The 25,905-nt window shown below is 67.9% G+C and carries 14 protein-coding genes; 7 read left to right on the top strand and 7 right to left on the bottom strand.

Features of this window, described 5'->3' with window-relative positions; translation table 11 throughout:
• Positions 1-142: 142 nt before the first annotated feature.
• On the bottom strand, positions 143-508 hold the full coding sequence (locus C556_RS0110130; RefSeq protein ID WP_018748137.1) for a VOC family protein: 366 nt from the start codon (positions 506-508) through the stop codon (positions 143-145).
• A gap of 331 nt (positions 509-839) precedes the next feature.
• On the opposite strand from C556_RS0110130, the gene gltB (C556_RS0110125) reads away from it, so the two are divergent.
• The 5 genes from gltB (C556_RS0110125) (at position 840) to murB (ending at position 14,566) form a co-directional block, all read left to right on the top strand.
• A complete protein-coding gene (gltB, locus tag C556_RS0110125; protein ID WP_018748136.1) occupies positions 840-5,480 on the top strand; it encodes a glutamate synthase large subunit in 4,641 nt (1,546 codons plus the stop codon).
• Positions 5,481-6,944 (top strand): glutamate synthase subunit beta, encoded by a 1,464-nt coding sequence (locus C556_RS0110120; RefSeq protein WP_018748135.1) that lies wholly within the window; start codon positions 5,481-5,483, stop codon positions 6,942-6,944. It begins immediately after the preceding gene.
• 473 nt (positions 6,945-7,417) lie between these two features.
• A complete protein-coding gene (gltB, locus tag C556_RS0110115) occupies positions 7,418-11,866 on the top strand; it encodes a glutamate synthase large subunit (protein ID WP_026262980.1) in 4,449 nt (1,482 codons plus the stop codon).
• A gap of 139 nt (positions 11,867-12,005) precedes the next feature.
• Positions 12,006-13,421 (top strand): glutamate synthase small subunit GltD family protein, encoded by a 1,416-nt coding sequence (locus tag C556_RS0110110; protein ID WP_018748133.1) that lies wholly within the window; start codon positions 12,006-12,008, stop codon positions 13,419-13,421.
• A gap of 128 nt (positions 13,422-13,549) precedes the next feature.
• Positions 13,550-14,566, top strand: a complete 1,017-nt coding sequence (gene murB, locus C556_RS0110105; protein ID WP_018748132.1) for a UDP-N-acetylmuramate dehydrogenase — start codon at positions 13,550-13,552, stop codon at positions 14,564-14,566.
• Between the two features lie 53 nt (positions 14,567-14,619).
• Here the strand turns inward: murB and C556_RS0110100 are convergent, their stop codons facing one another.
• Positions 14,620-15,864, bottom strand: coding sequence for a hypothetical protein (locus C556_RS0110100; protein ID WP_018748131.1), 1,245 nt, complete (start codon positions 15,862-15,864; stop codon positions 14,620-14,622).
• A 64-nt stretch (positions 15,865-15,928) separates the two neighbouring features.
• Complete coding sequence (gene mpl / locus C556_RS0110095; RefSeq protein ID WP_018748130.1) at positions 15,929-17,308, bottom strand: UDP-N-acetylmuramate:L-alanyl-gamma-D-glutamyl-meso-diaminopimelate ligase; 1,380 nt, start codon at positions 17,306-17,308, stop codon at positions 15,929-15,931.
• Positions 17,309-17,429: 121 nt separating this feature from the next.
• Between mpl and C556_RS20030 the strand changes: the two genes are divergently transcribed.
• Both C556_RS20030 and C556_RS20025 read left to right on the top strand, forming a co-directional pair.
• Positions 17,430-18,392 carry a GGDEF domain-containing protein gene (locus C556_RS20030; RefSeq protein ID WP_018748129.1) on the top strand — a complete coding sequence of 321 codons (963 nt, stop codon included), beginning with the start codon at positions 17,430-17,432 and terminating at the stop codon, positions 18,390-18,392.
• 229 nt (positions 18,393-18,621) lie between these two features.
• Positions 18,622-20,274: a methyl-accepting chemotaxis protein gene (locus C556_RS20025; RefSeq protein WP_018748128.1), complete on the top strand. Its 1,653-nt coding sequence runs from the start codon at positions 18,622-18,624 to the stop codon at positions 20,272-20,274.
• Positions 20,275-20,304: 30 nt separating this feature from the next.
• On the opposite strand, the gene C556_RS0110080 is transcribed toward C556_RS20025, so the two are convergent.
• The 4 genes from C556_RS0110080 to C556_RS0110065 all read right to left on the bottom strand — a co-directional run bounded on the left by C556_RS0110080 (position 20,305) and on the right by C556_RS0110065 (position 25,903).
• A complete protein-coding gene (locus C556_RS0110080; protein WP_018748127.1) occupies positions 20,305-20,934 on the bottom strand; it encodes a LysE family translocator in 630 nt (209 codons plus the stop codon).
• 153 nt (positions 20,935-21,087) lie between these two features.
• The gene (locus C556_RS0110075; protein ID WP_018748126.1) at positions 21,088-22,599 is read right to left on the bottom strand and encodes a TrkH family potassium uptake protein; all 1,512 of its coding nucleotides are present in this window, start codon (positions 22,597-22,599) and stop codon (positions 21,088-21,090) included.
• A 519-nt stretch (positions 22,600-23,118) separates the two neighbouring features.
• Entirely contained in the window at positions 23,119-24,495 is a 1,377-nt protein-coding gene (trkA, locus tag C556_RS0110070; RefSeq protein WP_018748125.1) for a Trk system potassium transporter TrkA, read from the bottom strand.
• Between the two features lie 100 nt (positions 24,496-24,595).
• Positions 24,596-25,903, bottom strand: coding sequence for a sigma-54-dependent transcriptional regulator (locus C556_RS0110065; protein WP_018748124.1), 1,308 nt, complete (start codon positions 25,901-25,903; stop codon positions 24,596-24,598).
• Positions 25,904-25,905: the final 2 nt, after the last annotated feature.

Genomic DNA, 25,905 nt, shown 5'->3' with positions numbered 1-25,905 from the left:
CATTGAGAACACGGAGTTGCACAGAGAAAACCAAGAACCACAGGAGGTGGCGCCATCGTGGCTGACACGCTTTTCTCTGTGACCCCTCTGTGTTCTCGCTGTCCTCGGTGGTTCGAGGTGTAGGGGTATCAGCCCTTCTCAATCAAGGCGCCGCATGCAGTCCGATCAGGTTGCCTTCGGTGTCGCGGAAGGTGGCGATGTAGCCGATTTCGGCGTCGATCAGGGTCTTGGGCAGGACCACGCAGCCGCCACGATCCTCCACCCTGCGCAGCCAGTCGTCCAGGTCGCCGGGGGTGTTCAGGTAGGGCAGCACGCCGGCTGGCGACGGCTTCATCGATCCGGGCGAGACCAGGGCGCCGCCGACGCCGTCGCCGGCATACGGCAGGATGGCCAGTTCGCCGTCGCCGCCGGCATGGCGGCGCAGGCTCTGGTTGAACAGGTGTTCGTAGAAGGCGGTGGCGCGGTCGAAGTCGAGGGTGGGAATCTCGAACCAGTTGATGGCGTTCATGGGGGGGCTCCAGGGGGCGGGGGGAAGACGCTGTCATGTTGCCCAACCCCTACTGACACCATGATGTCAGCAGTGTTTTGTGATTGAGTGCACTTATTTGGTGCGTCGATCACCGTTTCGGTGCATGACATGAATACGGGGGCGAATGATCTGATCTGGATTAAGTTTCGCGGGGTTTCTCCCGGCCGCAAAAGTCAGTTCTGGCAGACTTTCGGGGTTTGCGCGCCGCTTGGCCGCGCAAGTCGTTCTCCATCCCCTCCCGCCGATCCCGGCTGGCCGCGCGCCAGCTTTTTTTGACCCCGGCGGGCCGCCACCGCAAGAGGAACCACACATGCACCCGGCCTTGCCCGACCCGCAGGGATTGTACGACCCCATCCATGAACACGATGCCTGTGGCGTCGGCTTCGTCGCTCACGTCAAGGGCAGGAAAAGCCACGCCATCGTCGAGCAGGGTCTGCTGATCCTGAAGAACCTGGATCACCGCGGGGCGGTGGGGGCCGATCCGCTGCAAGGCGACGGCGCGGGCATCCTGTTGCAGATCCCGGACGCGCTGTACCGTGAGGAAATGGCCGCACTGGGCGTGACGCTGCCGCCCGAGGGCGAATACGGCGTGGCGATGTGCTTCCTGCCCAAGGAGGCCGCGTCGCGCGCCGCCTGCCAGGAGGAACTGGAGCGCGCGGTGCGCGCCGAAGGGCAGGTGGTGCTGGGCTGGCGCGACGTGCCGGTCGACAGCGAGATGCCGATGTCGCCCAAGTCGAAGGCGGCCGAGCCGGTGATCCGCCAGCTGTTCATCGGGCGCGGCCCGGACGTGCTGGTGACCGATGCGCTGGAGCGCCGGCTGTACGTGCTGCGCAAGCGCGCCAGCCACGCCATCCTGGCGCTCAAGCTGGAATACGGCAACGAGTACTACATCCCGTCGTGCTCGGCGCGCACCGTCAACTACAAGGGCCTGCTGCTGGCCGATCAGGTGGGGCTGTACTACCGCGATCTGGCCGACCCGCGCTGCGTGTCGGCGCTGGCGCTGGTGCACCAGCGCTTTTCCACCAACACCTTCCCGACCTGGGATCTGGCGCACCCGTTCCGCCTGATCGCGCACAACGGCGAGATCAACACCCTGCGCGGCAACGTCAACTGGATGCGCGCCCGGGAGCGCGCGATCTCGTCGCCGGTGCTGGGCAACGACCTCGACAAGATCTGGCCGCTGATCTACCCGTGGCAATCCGACTCGGCGGCGTTCGACAACGCGCTGGAACTACTGGTGATGGGCGGCTACACCCTGGCGCAGGCGGTGATGATGATGATCCCGGAGGCGTGGGAGAAGAACACGCTGATGAACGATCGCCGCCGCGCGTTCTACGAATACCACGCCGCGATGATGGAGCCGTGGGACGGCCCGGCCGCGGTGGCGTTCACCGACGGCCGCCAGATCGGCGCCACGCTGGACCGCAACGGCCTGCGCCCGGCGCGCTACCTCATCACCCACGACGATCTGGTGGTGATGGCATCCGAATCGGGCGTGCTGCCGATCGCCGAATCGCGCATCAAGCGCAAGTGGCGGCTGCAACCGGGCAAGATGTTCCTGATCGATCTGGTCGAGGGTCGCATCATCGACGACGCCGAGCTGAAGGACAGCCTGGCGCGCACCAAGCCTTACCGCGCCTGGATCGACAAGATCCGCCTGCGCCTGGACGAAGTGGCCGCGCCCGACGAGGCGCCGACCGCGCCGGCCGCGTCGCTGCTGCAACGCCAGCAGGCGTTCGGCTACACCGCCGAGGATCTCAAGTTCATCCTGGCGCCGATGGCCCAAAACGGCGAGGAAGCCACGGGCTCGATGGGCAACGACGCCGCGCTGGCGGTGCTGTCCAGCCGCGCCAAGCCGCTGTACGCCTACTTCAAGCAACTGTTCGCCCAGGTGACCAACCCGCCGATCGACCCGATCCGCGAGGAGATGGTGATGTCGCTGGTGTCGTTCATCGGTCCCAAGCCCGACCTGCTCGACATCACCGCCATCAACCCGCCGGTGCGGCTGGAAGTGGCGCAGCCGGTGCTGGGCTGCGGCGATATCGCCAAGCTGCGCCAGATCGGCAAGTACACCGGCGGCAAGGTGCGCTCGCACGAACTGGACATCTGCTACCCGGCCGCCTGGGGCGCGCGCGGCATCGAGGCGCGGCTGGCGTCGCTGGTGGCGCAGGCCGAGGACGCGGTGAATTCCGGCGTCAACCTGCTGATCGTGTCCGACCGCAAGGTGGACGCCGCGCACGTGGCGATCCCGGCGCTGCTGGCCACCTCGGCGGTGCACCAGCATCTGGTGAAGAAGGGCCTGCGCACCAGCACCGGGCTGGTGGTGGAAACCGGCTCCGCGCGCGAGGTGCATCATTTCGCGTTGCTGGGCGGCTACGGCGCCGAGGCGGTCCACCCGTGGCTGACGCTGGAAACGCTGGCCGAACTGGCCGAAGGCGACGCCGAACTGGCCGCCAAGTACCAGCAGAACTTCGTCAAGGCCATCGGCAAGGGGCTGTGCAAGGTGATGTCCAAGATGGGCATCTCCACCTACATGTCGTACACCGGCGCGCAGATCTTCGAAGCGGTCGGCCTGTCGCGCGCGCTGGTGAACAAGTACTTCACCGGCACCCCGACCCAGGTGGAAGGCATCGGCCTGTTCGAGGTGGCCGAGGAGGCGATGCGGCTGCACCGCGCCGCCTTCGCCGCGCAGCGCCCGGCCGCGCTGCTGGATGCCGGTGGCGAATACGCCTACCGCGTCAACGGCGAGGACCACCTGTGGACACCGGAGGCCATCGCCAAGCTCCAGCACGCCACCCGCGCCAACCGCTACGCCACCTACAAGGAATACGCCAGCGAGATCAACGACCAGAGCCGGCGCCAGCTGACGCTGCGCGGCCTGTTCGAGCTGCACCCGGCCGGCAGCCCGGTGCCGCTGGACGAGGTCGAGCCCGCCAGCGAGATCGTCAAGCGCTTCGCCACCGGCGCCATGTCGCTGGGCTCGATCTCCACCGAGGCGCACACCGCGCTGGCGGTGGCGATGAACCGCATCGGCGGCAAGTCGAACACCGGCGAGGGCGGCGAGGACCGCCGCCGCTTCGTGCCGCTGAAGGCCGGGCAGACGCTGTCCGAGGTGATCGGCGCCGACCGCATCGAGCGCGACTACACCTTCAAGGAAGGCGACAGCCTGCGCTCGGCGATCAAGCAGGTGGCGTCCGGCCGCTTCGGCGTCACCGCCGAATACCTGGTCAATGCCGACCAGATCCAGATCAAGATGGCGCAGGGCGCCAAGCCGGGCGAGGGCGGCCAGCTGCCGGGGCACAAGGTGTCCGAGTACATCGGCATGCTGCGCCACTCGGTGCCGGGCGTCGGCCTGATCTCGCCGCCGCCGCACCACGACATCTACTCGATCGAGGATCTGGCGCAGCTGATCCACGACCTGAAGAACGTCAACCCGCAGGCGTCGATCTCGGTGAAGCTGGTGTCCGAAGTGGGCGTCGGCACCGTGGCGGCCGGCGTGTCCAAGGCCAAGGCCGACCACCTGGTGATCGCCGGCTACGACGGCGGCACCGGCGCCAGCCCGCTGTCGTCGATCAAGCACGCCGGCACCCCGTGGGAGCTGGGCCTGGCCGAGACGCAGCAGACGCTGGTGCTCAACCGCCTGCGCGGCCGCATCCGCGTCCAGGTGGACGGCCAGCTGCGCACCGGGCGCGACGTGGTGATCGGCGCGCTGCTGGGCGCCGACGAATTCGGCTTCGCCACCGCGCCGCTGGTGGTGCAGGGCTGCATCATGATGCGCAAGTGCCACCTCAACACCTGCCCGGTGGGCGTGGCCACCCAGGACCCGGAACTGCGCCGCCGCTTCACCGGCCAGCCGGAACACCTGGTCAACTACTTCTTCTTCGTCGCCGAGGAAGTGCGCGAGCTGATGGCGCAACTGGGCGTGCGACGCTTCGACGAACTGATCGGCCGCGCCGACCTGCTCGATCTGCGCGCCGGCATCGCCCACTGGAAGAGCAAGGGCCTGGACTTCGGCCGGCTGTTCCACACCGTCGATGCCCCGGCCGACGTGGCGCGGCTGCACAACGCAGGGCAGGACCACGCCATCGACCGCGTGCTGGACCACCAGGTGGTGGCGCAGGCCATGCCGGCGCTGGAGCGCGCCGTGCCGGTGCGCATCGCCATGCCGATCAAGAACACCAACCGCGTCACCGGCGCGCTGCTGTCGGGCGAGGTGGCGCGACGCTACGGCCACGCCGGCCTGCCGGACGACACCATCCACGTCACCTTCACCGGCACCGCCGGGCAGAGCTTCGGCGCCTTCCTGGCGCGCGGCGTGACGCTGGAGCTGGTGGGCGAGGGCAACGACTACGTCGGCAAGGGGCTGTCGGGCGGCCGCATCGTGGTGCGCCCGCACGGCGACTTCAGCGGCGATACCGGCGACAACATCATCGTTGGCAACACCGTGCTCTACGGCGCCACCGAGGGCGAGGTGTTCTTCGCCGGCATCGGCGGCGAGCGCTTCTGCGTGCGCAACTCCGGCGCCACCGCCGTGGTGGAGGGCGTGGGCGACCACGGCTGCGAGTACATGACCGGCGGCACCGTGGTGGTGCTGGGGCAGACCGGACGCAACTTCGCCGCCGGCATGTCGGGCGGCATCGCCTACGTGCTGGACGAGCACGACGACTTCGTCGAGCGCTGCAACCCGGCGCAGGTGGCGCTGGAGCGGGTGCTGCCCGAGGCCGAGCAGGACGGCACCGCGCCGCTGCATCGCGGCCAGTGCGACGAAACGCAGCTCAAGGCGCTGATCGAACGCCACGTCGCGCTGACCGGCAGCGGCCGCGCCGCCGCCATCCTGGCCGACTGGTCGCTGTGGCGCTCGCGCTTCGTCAAGGTGTACCCGAACGAATATCGACGCGCGCTCAAGGAGCTGGCAGCCCGCGAAGCCGCGCAACACAAGGAGGTGGCGTAAATGGGCAAGGCAACTGGATTCCTCGAATTCGAGCGGGTCGGCGAGCGTTACCAGCCGGTGAAGGAACGGCTGGGGCACTATCGCGAGTTCGTCGCGGTGCTGGACGACGCCGAGGCCGGACGGCAGGCGGCGCGCTGCATGGATTGCGGCATTCCGTTCTGCAACACCGGCTGTCCGGTGCATAACGTCATCCCCGACTTCAACGACCTGGTGTACCGCCAGGACTGGCGCTCGGCGCTGACCGTGCTCCACGGCACCAACAACTTCCCCGAGTTCACCGGCCGCGTCTGCCCGGCGCCGTGCGAAGCGGCCTGCACGCTGGGCATCAACGCCCAGCCGGTGGGGATCAAGTCGCTGGAGCGCGCCATCGTCGAGAAGGGCTGGAGCGAAGGCTGGATCGGCCCGCAGCCGGCGGCGCGCGCCACCGGCAAAAAGGTGGCCGTGGTCGGGTCCGGCCCGGCCGGGCTGGCGGCGGCGCAGCAACTGGCGCGCGCCGGCCACGCGGTGACGGTGTTCGAGAAGAACGAACAGCCCGGCGGCCTGCTGCGCTACGGCATTCCCGACTTCAAGCTGGAACAGCGGGTGATCGACCGCCGCCTGGGCCAGCTGGCGGCCGAGGGCGTGCAGTTCCAGTGCAACACGCTGGTATCGGCCGAGCCGCTGGATGACGGCATCGCCAACGCCGCCCGCCGCACCGTGCTGCCGCAGACGCTGCTGGCCGACTTCGACGCGGTGATCCTGGCCGGCGGCGCCGAAGTGCCGCGCGACCTGCCGGTGGCGGGCCGCGAGCTGGACGGCATCCACTTCGCGCTGGAACTGCTGATCGCGCAGAACCGCCAGGTCGGCGGCGGCGACGCCAACCCGATCGACGCCAAGGGCAGGCACGTGGTGGTGATCGGCGGCGGCGACACCGGCTCCGACTGCGTCGGCACCGCCAACCGGCACGGCGCCGCCAGCGTCACCCAGCTGGAGCTGATGGCGATGCCGCCCGAGCAGGAGGACAAGCCGCTGACCTGGCCGTACTGGCCGGTGAAGCTGCGTACCTCCAGCAGCCACGAGGAAGGCTGCGAGCGCGACTTCGCGGTGATGACCAAGGCGTTCGTCGGCGAGGACGGCCGGGTGACCGCGCTGCGCGCGGTGCGGCTGGACTGGCGCGACGGCCGTCCGGTGGAGGTGCCGGGCAGCGAGTTCGAGCTGAAGGCCGACCTGGTGTTCCTGGCGATGGGCTTCACCCATCCCGCCGCCGCGGTGCTGAGCGGGCTGGGCGTCACCCGCGACGCGCGCGGCAACGCCGAGGCCGCCACCGACGGCGGCCGCGCCTATCGCACCAACGTCGACAAGGTGTTCGCCGCCGGCGACATGCGGCGTGGGCAATCGCTGGTGGTGTGGGCGATTCGCGAAGGGCGCCAGTGCGCGCGCGAAGTGGACGCCTTCCTGATGGGGTACAGCGAACTGCCGAGGTAATCCGGCGGCATTGCGTCGCGATGAAAAAAGCGGGCTTCGGCCCGCTTTTTTTGTATCCGCATTTTGCGGCGTGTTGCATCGCTGAAAGCCTGGATCGGCGATATGCACCAATTTGGTGAATCGATAAATGGCGACGCACCGATTTGGTGAATTACACAGGTTTTCACTTGCACGTTTTTTACGGTGTTTTGGCGAATGAAATCACCTGTCGATGGCCCGCAAAGGGCCATTTTTGCTGCAATGCGGGCGGGTGGAGGGCACAAGGGGAAACGGGCGGTCCGGCAAAGCGGCTGACGTCGCCGAAAGCCAATCGTGGCGCGGGGTTCAGGGTTTTTCCCGATTGCCGGAGGGCACCGGGTTCGAGTTGCGAGTAGCACCCTTTATGGCTAGAATCAAGCCCTTTCGCTTGATTCCGGTCAAGCCGTCATCTTTGGTTTTTTTGGCTTTTATTGGCTTTTCGCAAGGTGCCTGTGATGGATAGACAAAGCTGGTTGGAGGGCACGTTATATAGCCCGCAGTTTGAACAGGATAGCTGCGGTTTCGGCCTGATTGCCCAAATGGACGACAAGCCTTCGCATTGGCTGGTGTCCACCGCGATCAGCTCGCTCGCCTGCCTGACCCACCGTGGCGCCGTGGCCGCCGACGGCAAATCCGGCGACGGCTGTGGCCTGCTGTTCCGCAAGCCCGACGGCTTCCTGCGCGCCGTGGCCGCCGAAAACGGCATCGCCCTGGCCGAGCGCTACGCCGCCGGTCTGGTGTTCCACAGCACCGACGCCGCCCTCGGCGCCGCCTCCATCGAAAACCTGAAAGCCGCCATCGCCTCGCAGGGCCTGGAATTCGCCGGCCTGCGCGCCGTGCCCGTCAACGTGGACGCCTGTGGCGAATACGCGCTGCGCACCCTGCCGACCATCTCGCAGGTGTTCGTCAACGCGCCGGGCAGCCTCGACCAGGACGCCTTCGACCGCAAGCTGTACCAGGCGCGCCGTCTGGCCGAGAAGGCCAACCACGCCGACGCCTCGTTCTACCAGCCCACGCTCAACTCGCAGGTGCTTTCGTACAAGGGCCTGGTCACGCCGGACAACCTGCCGGTGTTCTACCTCGACCTGAAGGACGAGCGGTTCGAGTCGAGCCTGGCCGTTTACCACCAGCGCTTCTCGACCAACACCTGGCCGCAGTGGAAGCTGGCGCAGCCGTTCCGCTTCGTCGCGCACAACGGCGAGATCAACACCCTGCACGGCAACCGCCTGTGGGCCAAGGCGCGCGAAGCGGTGATGGACAGCCCGCTGCTCGACATGGATACCGTGCGCCCCATCGTACAGACCAACGGCTCGGATTCGATGAGCCTGGACAACATGCTCGAAGGCCTGATGATGGGCGGCATCGACGTGTTCCGCGCCTTCCGCATGCTGGTGCCGCCGGCCTGGCAGAACGTCGACAGCAACGACCGCGACCTGCGCGCGTTCTACGAATACAACTCGATGCACATGGAGCCGTGGGACGGCCCGGCCGGCCTGGTCTGGACCAACGGCCGCTACGCCGGCTGTGCGCTCGACCGCAACGGCCTGCGCCCGGCGCGTTACGTCATCACCCGCGACCGCCACCTGACCATCGCGTCGGAAGTCGGCACCTGGCCGTACAAGCCCGAGGACGTGGTGCAGAAGGGCCGCGTCAAGCCGGGCCAGATCGTCGCCGTCGACCTGCAGACCGGCGAGTTCCTCGACACAGAGACCATCGACAACCGCCTGAAGGCCGCGCACCCGTACCGCGAATGGGTGAAGAAGCACGCCCAGCACCTGGAGATCGCCGAGGACGTCGGCGTGCTGCCGGCGATGGACAAGGCCGAGCGCCTCACCTTCCAGAAGCAGTTCCAGCTCACCTTCGAAGAACGCGATCAGGTGATCCGCGTGCTGGCCGAGGCCGGCCAGGAAGCGGTCGGCTCGATGGGCGACGACACCCCGATGGCCGTGCTGTCGGAAAAGGTGCGCTCGCCGTTCGATTACCTGCGCCAGCAGTTCGCCCAGGTGACCAACCCGCCGATCGACCCGATCCGCGAAGCGATCGTGATGTCGCTGAACACCTGCTTCGGCCCCGAGCGCAACCTGTTCGACGAGAGCGAATTCAACGCCCGCCGCCTGGAAGTGCGCTCGCCGGTGCTGTCCAGCGACAAGTTCGACGCGCTGACCAGCATGGACGACCCGGACTACAAGTCCGCGCGCTTCGACCTGTGCTACGACCCGGCGTGCTCCAGCCTGAAGGTGGCGATCCTGGCGTTGCAGGCAGACGTGCTGCGCAGCGTGCGCGAGGACAAGACCGTCATCATCGTGCTGTCGGATAAAAACATCGCCCGCGACCGCCTGCCGATCCCGGCGCTGTTCGCCGTCGGCGCGGTGAACCACGCGCTGGTCGATAGCGGCCTGCGCTGCAAGACCAACATCATCATCGAGACCGCCACCGCGCGCGATCCGCACCACTTCGCCTGCCTGATCGGCTACGGCGCCACCGCCGTGTTCCCGTACCTGGCCTACCAGACCATCATGGAACTGATGGAGCTGGGCCAGCTGGAACTGCCGCTGGAGAAAGCCGCCAACAACTTCCGCAAGGGCATCAACAAGGGCCTGCTGAAGATCCTGTCCAAGATGGGCATCTCCACCATCGCCTCGTACCGCGGCTCGCAGCTGTTCGAAGGCGTGGGCATCGGCGAGGAAGTGGTCGAACTGTGCCTGAACGGCACCGTGTCGCGTATCGGCGGCGCCGGCTTCGCCGACTTCGAGGAAGACCAGAAGAAGCTGAACCGCCTGGCGTTCAACCCGATGCGCCCGCTGCAACAGGGCGGCCTGCTCAAGTACGTGTTCGGCGAGGAATACCACGCCTACAACCCGGACGTGGTGATGCAGTTGCAGAAGGCGGTGCAGGGCGGCGACTACAAGGAATACCTGAAGTACGCCGACCTGGTGAACAACCGCCCGGTGGCGATGCTGCGCGACCTGATGGCGCTCAAGCTCGATCCGGCGCGCGCCGTGCCGCTGGACGAAGTGGAATCGGTCGAATCCATCCTCAAGCGTTTCGACTCCGCCGGCATGTCGCTGGGCGCGCTCAGCCCCGAGGCGCACGAAGCGCTGGCCGAGGGCATGAACCGCCTGGGCGGCCGCTCCAATTCGGGCGAGGGCGGCGAGGATGCCGCGCGCTACGGCACGGTCAAGATGTCCAAGATCAAGCAGGTGGCGTCCGGCCGTTTCGGCGTCACCCCGCACTATCTGGTCAACGCCGAAGTGTTGCAGATCAAGGTGGCCCAGGGCGCCAAGCCGGGCGAAGGCGGCCAGTTGCCGGGCGACAAGGTCAGCCCGCTGATCGCGCGCCTGCGCTGCTCCAAGCCGGGCATCAGCCTGATCTCGCCGCCGCCGCACCACGACATCTACTCGATCGAGGATCTGGCCCAGCTGATCTTCGACCTGAAGCAGGTCAACCCCGACGCGCTGGTGTCGGTGAAGCTGGTGGCCGAGCCGGGCGTGGGCACCATCGCCGCCGGCGTGGCCAAGGCGTATGCCGACCTGATCACGATCTCCGGCTATGACGGCGGCACCGGCGCCAGCCCGCTGACCAGCGTGAAGTACGCCGGCACGCCGTTCGAACTGGGCCTGACCGAAGCGCAGCAGGTGCTGCGCGCCAACGGCCTGCGCGGCCGGGTGCGGGTGCAGACCGACGGCGGCCTCAAGACCGGCCTGGACGTGGTCAAGGCCGCCGCCATGGGCGCCGAGAGCTTCGGCTTCGGCACCGGCCCGATGGTGGCGCTGGGCTGCAAGTACCTGCGCATCTGCCACCTGAACAACTGCGCCACCGGCGTGGCCACGCAGGAAATCAAGCTGCGCTCCAAGTACTTCACCGGCCTGCCGGACATGGTCGTCAACTACTTCACCTTCATCGCCCAGGAAACGCGCGAATGGATGGCGAAGCTGGGCGTGCGCAGCATGGAAGAACTGATCGGCCGCAGCGACGTGCTGGCGCTGGCCGAAGGCGCCACCGCGCGCCAGCAGAAGCTGCGCCTGGACGTGCTGCTCAGCCAGGGCGACATCCCCGACAGCGAGCCGCGCTTCTGCGTCGAGGATTCCAACCCCTCGTTCGACAAGGGCGAGCTGGCCGAACAGATGGTCAAGGACGCCATCGCCGGCATCCGCAGCAAGACGCCGCAGACGCTGAGCTACAAGGTGCGCAACATCAACCGCTCGATCGGCGCGCGCCTGTCCGGCGAGATCGCCAAGGCGCACGGCGCCGCCGGGCTGCCGGCCGACTGCCTGCACCTGAAGCTCGACGGCTCGGCCGGCCAATCGTTCGGCGTGTGGAACGCGCCGGGCCTGACGCTGGAGCTGGAAGGCGACGCCAACGACTACGTGGGCAAGGGCATGGCCGGCGGCCGCGTGGTGATCTACCCGCCCAAGCACAGCGCGTTCAAGTCGGATGACGGCGTGATCGTCGGCAACACCTGCCTCTACGGCGCCACCGGCGGCGAGCTGTACGCCGCGGGCCGCGGCGGCGAGCGCTTCGCGGTGCGCAACTCCGGCGCCACCGCCGTGGTGGAAGGCATCGGCGACCACGGTTGCGAATACATGACCGGCGGCGTGGTGATCGTGCTGGGCGAGACCGGCTACAACTTCGGCGCCGGCATGACCGGCGGCTTCGCCCTGGTGCACGACGCCAAGGAGAAGTTCGCCTACCGCATCAACAACGAGCTGATCGACATCAACACCATCAACGGCGAGAGCTACGGCGCGGTGCGGGCCTTCCTGCGCGAAAAGCTCACCCAGCACGTGGCGTTGACCGGGTCGTCCAAGGCCGCCGAACTGCTGAGCAACTTCGACGAGGCCGTGGACTACTTCTGGCTGGTCAAGCCCAAGGCGGCCAAGCTGGACGATCTGCTGAAGGATTGACGATGTGAGGTGTGAGGTGTGAGGCGTGAGGAGAAAACCCGCGCCCCCTCACATCGCTAGGTATGTGTTCAGGAGCGAAGGACCGGAGCGGGTGCGCACCTCACCCCTCACCCCTCACTCCTCACCGAGGTTAAAACCAATGTCCGACGTATTCCAATTCATGAACGTGGCGCGCAACCCCGGCGAGAAGGTGCCGGTGGAACAGCGCAAGTTCGTGTTCCGCGAAATCTACCAGCCACTGGCCAAGCTCGAAGCCGGCGAGCAATCCAGCCGTTGCCTGTCCTGCGGCAATCCCTACTGCGAGTGGGAATGCCCGGTGCACAACTACATCCCGAACTGGTTGCAGCTGGTGAAGGAAGGCAAGTTGTTCGAGGCCGCCGAGCTGTCGCACAAGACCAACTCGCTGCCCGAGATCTGCGGCCGCGTCTGTCCGCAGGATCGCCTGTGCGAAGGCGCCTGCACGCTGAACCAGGGCGGCTTCGGCGCGGTGTCGATCGGCTCGGTGGAAAAGTACATCACCGACGAAGCCTTCAAGCAGGGCTGGCGTCCCGACATGAGCCAGGTGGTGTGGACCGACAAAAAGGTCGCCATCATCGGCGCCGGCCCGGCGGGCCTGGGCTGTGCCGACATCCTGGTGCGCAACGGTGTGAGGCCGGTGGTGTTCGACCGCTACGAGGAAATCGGCGGCCTGCTCACCTTCGGCATCCCCGAGTTCAAGCTGGAAAAGGAAGTGATCGCCACCCGCCGCCAGATCATGGAAGGGATGGGCGTCGAGTTCCGCCTGAACACCGAGATCGGTCGCGACCTGTCGATCGACGACCTGCTGCGCGACTACGACGCCGTGTTCATGGGCATGGGCGCCTACAAGTACATGAAGGGCGGCTTCGCCGGCGAAGAACTGCCCGGCGTGCTGGAAGCGCTGCCGTTCCTGATCAACAACGTGCGCAACAACATGGGCACGCTGCCCGAGGGCGAAGCCTTCGTCAGCATGGCCGGCAAGCGCGTGGTGGTGCTGGGCGGCGGCGACACCGCCATGGACTGCAACCGCACCAGCATCCGCCAGGGCGCCGCCAGCGTGATCTGCGCCTATCGCCGCGACGAGGCCAACATGCCCGGCTCCAAGCGAGAAGTGGCCAACGCCAAGGAAGAAGGCGTGCAGTTCCAGTGGAACAGCCAGCCGGTCGGCATCGAAGCCAACCCGGACGGCACGCTGGCGCTGAAGCTGGTGACCACCCAGCTGGGCGCGCCGGACGAAAAGGGCCGCCGCCGTCCCGAGGTGGTGGCCGGTTCCGAGCGCACCCTGCAATGCGACCACGTGATCGTCGCCTTCGGCTTCCAGGCCGAACGCCAGAGCTGGTTCGACGGTGCCGACATCGCCACCGACGACTGGAACCGCACCGTCGCGCCGTTCCAGCAGCGCTACAAGCACCAGACCAGCAATCCCAAGGTGTTCGCCGGCGGCGACCAGGTGCGCGGCGCCGACCTGGTGGTGCGCGCGGTCTACGAAGGTCGCCAGGCTGCGGAAGGCATCCTGGAGTACCTGCAGGTCTGGTAAGCCATTTCGGCCTGCTGCCTCGAACAAACAGCCCCCTGAGCGATCAGGGGGCTGTTTTGCTTGGATCGGGATCAAGTTCCTTCCCCCGCCCGCATCCCCCATAATCCCGCTTTCCCCGGAGTCCCCTCATGCCGCAGATCGCCACCGACATCGACCTCACCCCCCTCAACACCCTGGGGCTGGCGGCGCGGGCGGCGCAGCTGGCGGTGGTGCGCGGCGGGGAGGATGTCGCGGCGCTGGCGGGCGATGCGGCGCTGGCGCGCATGCCGTGGCAGGTGCTGGGCGGCGGCAGCAATCTGGTGCTGCCGGAAGTGGTGCCCGGCCTGACGCTCAAGGTGGAGATCGCCGGCCGCCGCGTGGTGGGCGAGGACGAACACGCGGTCTACGTGGCGGCGGGCGGCGGCGAGCCCTGGCACGAGTTCGTGCAATGGACGCTGGCGCAGGGCTGGGGCGGGCTGGAGAACCTGTCGCTGATCCCGGGCACCGTCGGCGCGGCGCCGATCCAGAACATCGGCGCCTACGGCGTCGAAGTGAAGGACGTGCTGCATGAGCTGACCGCGTACCAACTGGCCGACGGCGAGCGCCGCGTGTTCGGCAATGCCGAATGCGCGTTCGCCTACCGCGACAGCGTGTTCAAGCACGACGAAGCGGGGCGCTGGCTGATCGGCGAGGTGGTGTTCCGCCTGCCGCGCAATCATGTGCTGCGCACCGGCTACGGCGAGATCGACGCCGAGCTGACCGGCGCCGGCCTGCCGCGCACGCCGCAAGGGGTGGCGCAGGCGGTGGTCAACGTGCGCCGCCGCAAGCTGCCCGACCCCGCGGTGATCGGCAACGCCGGCAGCTTCTTCAAGAATCCCATCGTGCCGGCGGCGCAGCGCGACGCCTTGCTGGCCGAACACCCCGCATTGGTGTCGTACGCCATGCCCGACGGCGACTACAAGCTGGCGGCGGGCTGGTTGATCGAGCGCGCCGGCTGGAAGGGCCGCCGGCTGGGGCCGGTGGGCATGTACGAGCGCCAGGCGCTGGTGCTGGTCAACCACGGCGGCGCGGCGCGCGCGGACGTGGCGGCGCTGACCGACGCGGTGCGCGCCGAGGTGCTGGCGCGCTTCGGCGTGGCCATCGAGCCGGAGCCGGTGTGGTGGTGAGGCTGCGCTAGGGTGAATCGACCTTCAAACGCGGGTGCGAAGGGCGATTCGCCCTAGATGCTCTTCGAGCGCGGTCGCGTCTGCGGCTGCCTGGGCTGGTCCTGCATCCCGGTCTTGACGATATGGATGTCGGTGTCGCCGTGCTGCTGCGCGTGCGAGGTGACGGCGTGCTGGTAGGCCGGTGCGCGCACGCCCTGCACCGGATTGATGTCCCCTCTCGGGCTCTGGTATTGCGGCACCATGGTGCTGGTGCTGTGCACGAACTCGACCGGCGGCATGGCCGTGCCGCCGCGCGCGCCCAGGTCGCGTCGCACCTGGCCCACCGTCGAGCGGTGCTGCTCCGGCACCACCAGCCGGTCGATCTGGGCGGGCGGCATGCCGGGGCGGGTCATTTCGTGCGCGCCATTGACATTGGAGGGTGTGCTGGCGCTGCCGATCGCCATGAAGGAATTGTGCATGCGCCGGCTGGCGTCGTCGGGGTCGCTCAGGCGTTGCGGCAATGCGGCGACCACCGATCGGGTCAGGCTGGCCCGCATGCTTTCGGGTACCTGCGACAGCATCTCGCGTCGCTGGGGATCGAGATCGTCGATGGTCGCCGGCTGGAAGCCCAGCGGCTGATCGCGCTCCAGCACCACGCTCAGCGCACCGTGATGAGGATTGGAGACCGCCTGCCGCGACATCTCCCCCTGGCCGTTGCCCAGGTGGCCAGGCAGGCGCGTCACATCGATGGTGCCGGCGTTGCGCTGGCGGCCGTCGTTCGATGGATTGAAGCTGATGCCCCGGTCGCGCATCTCGTTCTGCGACAGCAGCCCGTGCGTCGCCACGCTGCGGAAGGTGTGGTAGAAGCCGGCGTTGTCGCCCACGCTGGGCATCGAGTTGGCGCGTTGCAGCCGCGCGGGCGGCCCGTCCTGCTGTGGCGCCTGTTGCGGCTGCAAGCGTGGACGCACCCGACGCATCTCGTCGTTGGGCTGCATCTGCGCCGCCATGCTGGCCGGCAGCGGAATGAACGGCCCGCCCTCGGGCGCGTAATGACCGGTGTTGGATTTGTCGAAGCCATTCGGCCGCCTGGGCGGATCGCCGCCCGCGCCCGCCACGCCACCCATGGGCGACAGGGTGAACGCCGTGTCCGCGTTGCGCTTGAGCGAGGGCATCGGCGCCAGGGTGTCGGTCTGCTGTGCGCGAAAGGCGATCGAATTGCGGTGATGGCTGACGCTGTCGGCACTCCCCGCCGCGCTGGCCTTGCCGGTCACGAAGGCGCCGCCCCCTTTCGATGCGCGCAGGCTGCTTTGCCAGTCCATTTCATGCTCCGGTCATTTTGGCGAGACTTCTGTATAGCAGCCGTCTCGCCGGCCGGAGCGCGCATCAGCCTTTCCTGGCCTCCAGCGCCGCCAGCAACTTGCCATGCAACCCGCCGAAGCCGCCGTTGCTCATCACCAGCACCTGGTCGCCCGGTTGCGCGGCCTCGACGATGGCGGCGGTCAGCGCGTCCAGATCGTCGAAGCTGGCGGCCTTGTCGCCCAGCGGCGCCAGCGCCTCGGCGGGGCTCCAGCCCAGGTTGGCGCCGTAGCAGAACACCCGGTCGGCGTCGACCAGCGAGCCGGGCAGGGCGGCCTTCATGGTGCCCAGCTTCATGGTGTTGGAGCGCGGTTCGAGCACGGCCAGGATGCGCGCGGCGCCCACCTTGCGGCGCAGGCCGGCCACGGTGGTGGCGATGGCGGTGGGATGGTGGGCGAAGTCGTCGTAGACGGTGATGCCGTGCACGGTGCCGCGTACTTCCATGCGGCGCTTCACGTTCTGGAACTCGCCCAGCGCGGCGATGGCCACCTCGGGCGCGACGCCGACGTGGCGCGCGGCGGCGATGGCCGCCAGCGCGTTCATGGCGTTGTGCTCGCCCAGCAGGCTCCACACCACGCGCCCTTGCGGCGCGCCCTGGAACCACACGTCGAAGCCGTCGGCGTGGATTTCGCCCAGGGTCCAGCCATCCTCGATGCCGAAGCGCTCCACCGGCGTCCAGCAGCCGCGCTGGAGCACCCGTTCCAGGCTGGCTTCGCGGCCGTTGGCGACGATGCGGCCGTTGCCGGGCACGGTGCGCACCAGGTGGTGGAACTGGGTTTCGATGGCGGCGAGGTCGGCGAAGATGTCGGCGTGGTCGAATTCCAGGTTGTTGAGGATGGCGGTGCGCGGGCGGTAGTGGACGAACTTGCTGCGCTTGTCGAAGAACGCGGTGTCGTATTCGTCGGCCTCGATCACGAAGAACGGCGACACGCTGGCCGGGTCCTGGCGCGGCGCGCCGGGCAGGCGCGCGCTGATGCCGAAGTTCTCCGGCACGCCGCCGACCAGGAAGCCCGGCGCCAGCCCGGCGTATTCCAGTACCCACGCCAGCATCGAGGTGGTGGTGGTCTTGCCGTGGGTGCCGGCCACTGCCAGCACCCATTTGTCGGCCAGCAGGTGGTCGCGCAGCCATTCCGGGCCGGAGGTATACGGCAGGCCACGGTCGAGGATGGCTTCCATCAGCGGGTTGCCGCGGGTGACCACGTTGCCGACCACGTAGAGATCGATGCCCGGCTGCAACTGGGCCGGATCCCAGCCTTCGATCAGGTCGATGTCGAGTGCGCGCAGCTGGTCCGACATCGGCGGATAGACGTTGGCGTCGCAGCCGGTGACGGTGTGGCCGGCGGCGCGGGCCAGCGCCGCGATGCCGCCCATGAAGGTGCCGCAGATGCCAAGGATGTGGATATGCATGGGTACGAAATTTCTTTGCTAGGAGAATGATTTAGGTGGGGCAAACGGCGTGGCGCGGTGGCGCGCGTTTGCGTAGAATCGGCCAGCCCTGCCTGCTGTTCACCAACGAATAAAAAAACTCATGACGTCCAATCCGCCACCGGTCAATCCGGTGGAAATCGCCCGTATCGCCCTCAAGCGCCTTGCCGAACGCGGCCTGCCGCCCACGCCGGAAAACTACGCGCAATTCTACAACGCCATCGTCACCATCAAGTCGCCGGGCACCAAGACCAACGACGAACTCCAGCATGCCTGGCAGGTGCTGTGCAAGCTGGACGACGTGCTGGCCGAGGCGCGCGACACCACGGCGCAGTTGCTGGAGTCGTTGTCCGAAAGCGGCGAGAACATGGCCGCCAGCCTGGGCCAGTTGCACCACGCCCGGCGCGAGGCGCTGCTGGACGAACAATCGCACGGCACCATGACGGCGCTGCTGGAAGACATCATCAGTTCCACCCACACCCTGCATGCCTCGGTGTCCTCGTCGCACGACGACATCGTGTCGATCCGCGATTCGGTCAAGCACATCGAGGAAGACCTCGCCTACAACCGCAAGATGCTGGAGCAGGACCCGCTCACCGGCACGCTCAACCGCCAGGGCCTGGATCACCTGCTGGCGCGCGAAGTGAAGCGCGCCCAGCGCGGCGAGAGCAAGTTCACCGTGGTGCTGTTCGACCTGGACGACTTCAAGCAGATCAACGACCGCTTCGGCCACCTGGTGGGCGACCAGGTGCTGGTGCACATCGCCAACCTGGCCCGCGCGGTGTTGCGCGAGAGCGACTTCCTGGTGCGCTACGGCGGCGAGGAGTTTTTGCTGCTGTTGCCCGAAACCGATCTCAACGGCGCCAGCTACGTGGCCGACCGTCTGCGCCTGGTGGCCGCCAAGACACCGTTCATACACCACAACCGCCGCATCGAGATCAGTTTTTCCAGCGGCATCGCCGAACTGCATGCCGACGAGAACGGACGGGCGCTGGTGCTGCGCGCCGACGAGGCGCTGTACCGCGCCAAACATACCGGTCGGGGCAGGGTGGAGCTGGCCGAGTAAGGCGTGCCAGTCGCATCGAAAAGGGGCCTCACGGCCCCTTTTTGCTTGTTTCCAGCCAGCCTTGTCGGTGATATCCCCAAGGCGAAACCACCCGCCATTCCGTGCTGTACTGCGCATGTTTGACAATGAATGCAATTTGATTGCAGGTGTTGTCGCCGATGCGTAACCTCCGCGAAGCCCTGGTGTGCCCGTCGGTTCCCATCACGCTGCCCAGGCCGGAGGAAACCCCATGCTGCACAAGCTCACCTTCAAACAACAATTGCTGATCCTGCTGGCGGTGCCGTTGCTGGGCACGTTGGCGGTGGGCGGCCTGGCGTACCTGGGCATGGCGCGGCTGCACGGCACGGTGGAATCCAGCTACCACAACGGCGCGCGACCGATGCGGGCGATGGCCGAGGTGCTGTCGCGCATCCCGCGCATGCGCGTCGGCATCGACCTGATGTTCCTGCGCGACCAGGGGCTGGGCGGCAGCAAGGACACCGCCACCCGCATCCGCGAAACGCGCGAGGAGGATATTCCGGCCATGCGCCAGGCGCTCCAGGCGGCGGTCGACGCGCAGGTCAACCCGGCGATCCGCGACGAGGTCGCCACGCTGCAACAGCAGTTCGGCCAACTGGAACAGCAGGCGCTGGCGCCGATGTTGCAGGCACTGGAGCAGGGCGACGTCGAGACGGCCAAGCGCCTGTACGACGAGCGCTACGCCGACCTGTACACCGCGCAGCGCACCAGCGCCAACACCGTGATGGAGCACCTGGTGGACGAGGCCGGCCGCAACAAGCAGGGCGCCGATGCCGAGTTCGAGCAGACCACGGTGCGGATGCTGGCCGCCAGCGCGGTGGCGCTGCTGGTGGGTCTGGTGCTGGGCGTGGTCATCCTGCGCTATCTCACGCTGCGGGTGAACACGCTGCAACGGCAGATCGAGCAGGCATCCGAACAACTGGCGCTGCGCGATCGCAGCAGCATCGCCGGCAGCGACGAACTGGCGCGCATCGCCCACGCCTACAACCAGTTCATCGCCAAGCTGGACGAAGCGGTCGGCAAGGCGCAGCGCTTCGCCGACTCGGTGCGCCACACCGCCGGCCAGGTGGCCGAGCACGCCGAGGCGGTGACCACCGCGTCGGAACGGCAGACCGACGCCGCCCAGGCCACCGCGGCGGCGGTGGAGCAGGTGGCGGTCAGCGTGCGTCACGTAGCCGACAACACCGAGGAGGCCGCCCGGCTGGCCGACCGCGTACAGGCGCGCTCGCGCGAGGGCACGCAATTGCTGGCGCAGACGCGCGGCAATATCGGCGAGGTGGGCGACACGCTGGAAAGTGCGGCGCAACTGACGCTGCAACTGGCCGGGCGCTCGGAGAACATCGGCAGCATCGTCGATTCGATCCGCGACATCGCCGACCAGACCAACCTGCTGGCGCTGAACGCCGCCATCGAGGCCGCGCGCGCCGGCGAGCTGGGGCGCGGCTTTGCCGTGGTCGCCGACGAGGTGCGCAAGCTGGCCGAGCGCACCACGGCGGCCACCGGCGAAATCGGCCGCATGCTCAGCGGCATCCACGGCGAGATTGAATCGGTGGTGCTGGTGATGCGGCGCAGCGTCGAGCAGATGCAGGGCGGGCGGCAACTGGTGGAGCAGGCCGCCACCGCCATGGGCGAAATCAGCCGCGAGGCCGAGCACTCGGCCGGCAACGTGCGCGCCATCGTCGATTCGTCGCGCGAACAGGGCCAGGCGGCCGAGTCGATCGCCGTCAGCGTGCAGCAGATCGTCACCATGGCCGACGCCAACTTCCAGTCGATCAAGGCGGCCCAGCAGGGCACCGACGAATTGAACCGGCTGGCTGCGGGGCTGGCACAGGAGATGGCGCGCTTCCGCACCTCGGGTTACTGAGGTCGCGCCGCAGCGCGAGCCAACACCGCTCTAGAGTAGATTCCGCGCGCCGTTGACCAGTACCAGCCCGGCGAAATAGAGATAAAGCACGGCGGAGAGCAGGTGGCAGGCCTGGATGAAGCGCCGCCCCAGCAGCTTGCCGCCGTGGCTGGCGGTGACGACGATGAACACTGTCCAGGCCAGCCCGCCGCTGAAGAAGCCGGCCAGGAACCGCGCCGCCGACAGCGCGGAACCGTCGGTGGCCTGGGCGATCAGGCTGCCGCCCACGGCGGCGAACCACAGGATGGCCGATGGGGACGCCAGCGCCAGCGTCAGGCCGCGACCGAACAGGTGACGGTGCCCGGGCAGCGGCGGATGTTCGACGTCACCGCGATGCGCATCGCGCCATGCCTCGCGCGCCATCTTCACCGCCAGCCACAGCAGGATGCCGCCGCCGCCCAGCCAGGTGGCCCATTGCACCGCCTCGAATTGCAGCAGCACGCTCATCCCCACCAGCGACAGCACGGCGTAGACCAGATCGCCGAAGCACGAGCCCAGCCCCAGCCAGAACGCCGGGCGCGCGCCGTACTTGAGGCTGACGTCGATGATGGCGACGTTGACGATGCCCAGATCCAGGCAGAGGGACAGCGAGAGCAGAAAGCCGGTGGCGAAAACATCCATCGCGGCATGCTAGGCGTCGGCGCGGCGGTCCACGATACGGGATATTCCCAGCGTGACAGCCGCCCCGCCCCGGGAGTGGGAGCCAGGAGCGGCTGACAAACCCTTCTGGCGGCGGCGCGCTTCCTGCCAGGATCGACGCGCTGGTCAGCCGTTCTAGTTGCGCCAGAACGCGGGCGTGAACAGCACCAGCACCGAGATCACTTCCAGGCGCCCCAGCAGCATCGCCACCGAGCAGATCCAGACCTGCGGCTCGGTCAGCACGCCATAGTTGGACGACGGCCCCACCACGCCCAGGCCGGGCCCGGCGTTGTTCAGGCAGGCCACCACCGCGGTCAGGCTGGAGAGGAAGTCCAGGTCGGTGAGCAGCAGGGCGAAGGTCAGCCCGACCATGCTCATGAAGTACAGGAAGATGAAGCCCAGCACCGCGAACACCACCTGCCCGGACAACGAATTGCCGTTGACCCGTAGCGGCATCACCGCCTGCGGATGCAGCAGGGTGACGAACTGGCGGCCCGCCTCGCGCACCAGCACGATGGTGCGGATCATCTTGATGCCGCCGCCGGCCGAGCCGGCGCAGGCGCAGATGCCCGAAAGGAACAGCATCCACAGCGGCGCCACGATGGGCCACTGCGCGAAGTCGGTGCTGGCATAGCCGCTGCCGGTGGCCACCGAGGCCAGGTTGAAGGTCACGTGGCGCAGCGCGGTGGCGTAGTCGGCGTAGGTGCCGCGCCAGAGCAGCACCGCGGCCAGGATCACGATGCTGCCGACGATCAGCGCGATCATCGCCTTGAATTCGGAGTCGCGCCAATACACGCTCAGGTCGCGCCGGGTCAGTGCCAGGAAGTGGGTGGCGAAGTTGGTGGCCGACAGCACGGTGAACACCACCAGGATGATCTCGATCGCCGCCGAATCGAAATGGCCGACGTTGGCGTCGTAGGTGGAAAAGCCGCCCAGCGACACCGCCGAGAACGCGTGGCACACGGCGTCGAGCCAGCTCAGGTCGCCCGCCAGGCGCAGCAGCAGCGCGCAGGCCACCGTCAGCCCGGCGTAGATCAGCCACAGGTTGCGGGCGGTCTCGCGGATGCGCGGGGTGAGCTTGGTGTCCTTGATCGGGCCGGGCGTCTCGGCCTTGAACAATTGCATGCCGCCCACGCCCAGCATCGGCAGGATCGCCACCGCCAGCACCAGGATACCCATGCCGCCCAGCCAGTTGAGCAGGTGGCGCCAGACATTGATCGATGCCGGCAGGTGCTCCAGCCCGGTGAGCGCGGTGGCGCCGGTGGTGCTCAGCGCCGACATGGTCTCGAAATAGGCGTAGCTGAATTTCAGCGTCGGGTCGTACAGCAGCAGCGGCGCCGTGGCGGCGGCCGGCAGCAGCGTCCACAGCCCCACCACCAGGATGAAGCCGTCGCGCGTCTTCAACTCGCGCTTGTAGCGCAGCGTGGCCACCACCACCAGCAGGCTGAACAGCAGCAACCCGCCCAGTGCCTCGACGAAGGGCATCAGCCCGGCATCGTTGCCCCAGTAGGCGACGCCGATGGGAAACAGCATGGTCAGCGAGAAGATCGCCGACACCCGCGCCAGCAGGTTGACCACCGGCAACAGGCGCTGGTGCAGCGGATAGTTGCCGGGCTGGAACAGGGCGAACGCAGGCGCTTTGCTCATGTCGGGGCTGGCCCTATAAGGGTTGATGGCGCGCTGAATCGGGCGCGCAAGCAGCAAAATCGGCGCTCGCGGCGGCAAGCGCAGCGGGATTCGGGATGGCACACGGCAGCGCCCTGACCGGCGCGCCACAACCGCGCTTCTCCATGCGTTGCCGGTGGTTTGTCATGACCCCATGAGCTGCCTCCGGCGCGCGCAAGAACAAGCGAGCGCAGCGAGGCTCCCTCGCAGCGGCGAGGGCGGGGGGAGTCGGAGTGAAACAGGGGAGTGCCGATACCCGCATCCCACGGCCGCGCCGCGCCCGGCTTTGCCGGGGGCTTGTGATTGCTACGCGAGTCGCTTCCGGCGCGCGCAAGAACAAGCGAGCGCAGCGAGGCTCCCTCGCGGCGGCGAGGGCGGGGGGAGTCGGAATGAAGCAGGGGAGTGCCGATACTCGCATCCCACCGCCGCGCCGCGCCCGGCTTTGCCGGGGGCTTGTGAGTGCTCTGCAAACCACTTCAGAAACCATTCCCATCCGGCACTCTAAAAGAACCCCAGCTTCACAGCGAAGAGCTGCTCCACCTCGCGGATGCGGCGCTTGTTGTCGCAGAACACGATCACGTGGTCCTCGGATTCGATCACCGTCTCGCCGTGCAGCACCACCAGTTGCTCGCCCCGCACCACGGCGGCGAAGTAGATGCCTTCCGGCAGCCGCAGTTCCTCCACGCGGCGGCCCACCACGCGCGACGTGTTGCGGTTGCCGTGGGCCACGATCTCCAGCGCCTCGGCGCTGCCGCGGCGCAGGCTGTGCGCGGCGACGATGTCGCCCTGGCGCACGAACGCCAGCAGCGAGCCGATGGTCGCCTGCGCCGGCGACAGCGCCACGTCGATGCGGCTGCCTTGCAGCAGGCCCACGTAGCGACTGCGGTTGATGATGGCGATCACCTTGCGCGTGCCCATCTGCTTGGCCAGCAGGCTGGACATGATGTTGTCCTCGTCGTCGCTGGTCAGGCCCAGGAACAGGTCGGTGCGTTCGGCCTGCTCGTTGTCGAGCAATGTTTCGTCGGTGGCGTCGCCGTTGAGCACCAGCGCCTTGGGCAATTGCTCGGACAGCCACACCGCGCGCTCGCGGTTGGCCTCGATCAGCTTCACCTGGTAATCGCTGCACAGGGCGCTGGCGAGGCGGAAGCCGACGTTGCCGCCGCCGGCGATGGTGACGCGCCGGGCACGCCGGTCCTCGCCGTGGAAGGCGCGGATCACCGCGCGGATGTGCTTGGTGGCGGCCAGCACGAATACCTCGTCGCCCACCTCGCACAGGGTGTCGCCGTCGGGCTTGATATGGCGGTTGCGGCGGTAGATCCCCACCACCCGGCGATCGACGTTGGGCAGTACGGTATCGAGCGTGGACAGCGGCTTGCCGGCCATGCGCGCGTCGCCTTCCACCCGCAGCACCACCAGTTGCGCCAGGCCGTCGCCGAAGTCCAGCACCTGGAGCGCTTCGGGGGTTTCCACCAGCCGGTAGAGATAGTCGGTGACGATCTGCGCCGGCGTGATCACGTGGTCGATGGCGAAGCCGTGCTCGCCGAACAGGCTTTCCTGGGCCAGCAGATCCTGGTTGCGGATGCGCGCCAGCCGGGTGGGGACGTTGAACAGCTGCTGCGCCACCTTGCAGGCGACCAGGTTCAGCTCGTCGGTGGGCGTCACGGCCAGCAGCAGATCGGCGTCGCGCGCGCCGGCGGCTTCCAATACCTTGGGGCTGGACGGGTGGCCGACGACGGTGCGCAGGTCGAGCCGATCCTGCAAGGGCTTGAGCACGGCGGCGTTGCTGTCGACCAGGGTGACGCTGTAACGCTCGTGGACCAGTTGCTCCGCCACTGAGCTGCCGACGCGCCCGGCGCCGAGGATCAGGATATTGGCCATGTGACCTCGTCTCGAAACGCCGCCAGCGACCCCGCCGGCGGCGGCATTGCCTCGAAAAACGGGGCGGGCCTCACCGGCCCGCCCCTTGCGCCAGCCGGGTTCAGTCCTCGGCCGGGCGGTGCTTCTTGGGCATGCTGATCCCCAACTGCTTCAGCTTGCGGTACAGGTGGGTGCGTTCCAGGCCGATGCGCTCGGCCACCCGGCTCATGTTGCCGCCGGACAGCTCGATCTGCCGCTCCAGGTAGTACTTCTCGAACTGGTCGCGCGCTTCGCGCAGCGGCAGGTCCATGTCCACGGCCGTCGGCGCGGCGATCTCAGGCAGTGCCGGCGCGGTGGGCACGGCGCCGGTGGGCGAGAACTGCGACAGGATGCGCGACACCGGCGCCAGGTCGATCTCGCCTTCGCGGCAGGTGAGCGCCAGGCTCTTCACCACGTTGGCCAGTTCGTCCAGGTTGCCCGGCCAGTCCTGGCGCGCCAGCAGTTGCAGCGCCTGGGCGCTGAAGCGGCGCGGCTCCAGGCGGTTGGCGGCGACCACTTCGGCCAGCAGCGCTTCGGCGATGCGCGGGATGTCCTCGCGGTGCTCGGCCAGCGACGGGATCGGCACGATCAGTTGCGACAGCGCCTTGAGCAACTCCGGATCGACGCTGGCGGCCAGCGCGTCCAGCGGACGGCTGGAGGCGGAGACGATGCGCACCTTCTGCTTTTCCAGCTTGGCCAGCACGCTCTTCAGCCCGGCCTGGGCGCGACGGTCCAGGTAGGCGAGGTCGCGCAGGAACAGCGTGCCGCCGGCGGCCTTGTTCACCAGCTCCTGCGGCGCCACGGCGAAGTCCTCGTTCGACAGCGGGGCGACGAAGGGGCGGTCCGACAGGTTGAGGTAGCGCGCGCACAGCTCGAAGCCGACGCCGGGAGCGCCGACCAGCAGGATGGGCGCGCCCTGGGCGGCGGCGGCGCTGTCCAGCGCGGACGCCAGATCCTTGATCGCCTCGGCCTCGCCCAGGCGGGCCAGGGTAGGCGTTTGTTGCGCACGCGGATCGTGCACCGGCTGCGACAGCGCGCGCTTGACCGCGGCCAGCAGCTTCTGCAAGCCGATGGGCTTTTCCAGGAAGTCGAGCGCGCCGATGCGAGTGGCCTCGACCGCGGTATCGATGGTGGCATGCCCCGACATCATCACCACCGGCATGGTGAGCTGGCCGTTGCGCGCCCATTCCTTGAGCAGCGTCACGCCGTCGGTATCGGGCATCCAGATGTCCAGCAGCACCAACCGGGGCTGGGCCTGGTTCCGCAACTGCCGCGCCTTTTCCGCGTTCTCGGCCACCACCACGCTGTAGCCTTCGTCCTGAAGAATTTCAGACAACAGCTCGCGAATGCCGATTTCGTCGTCGACGACCAGAATATCCTGACTAAGCAAAC

It is taken from the genome of Chitiniphilus shinanonensis DSM 23277 (genome assembly GCF_000374805.1).
Classification (GTDB): domain Bacteria; phylum Pseudomonadota; class Gammaproteobacteria; order Burkholderiales; family Chitinibacteraceae; genus Chitiniphilus; species Chitiniphilus shinanonensis.
This window is presented reverse-complemented; position numbering and strand designations above follow the sequence as displayed.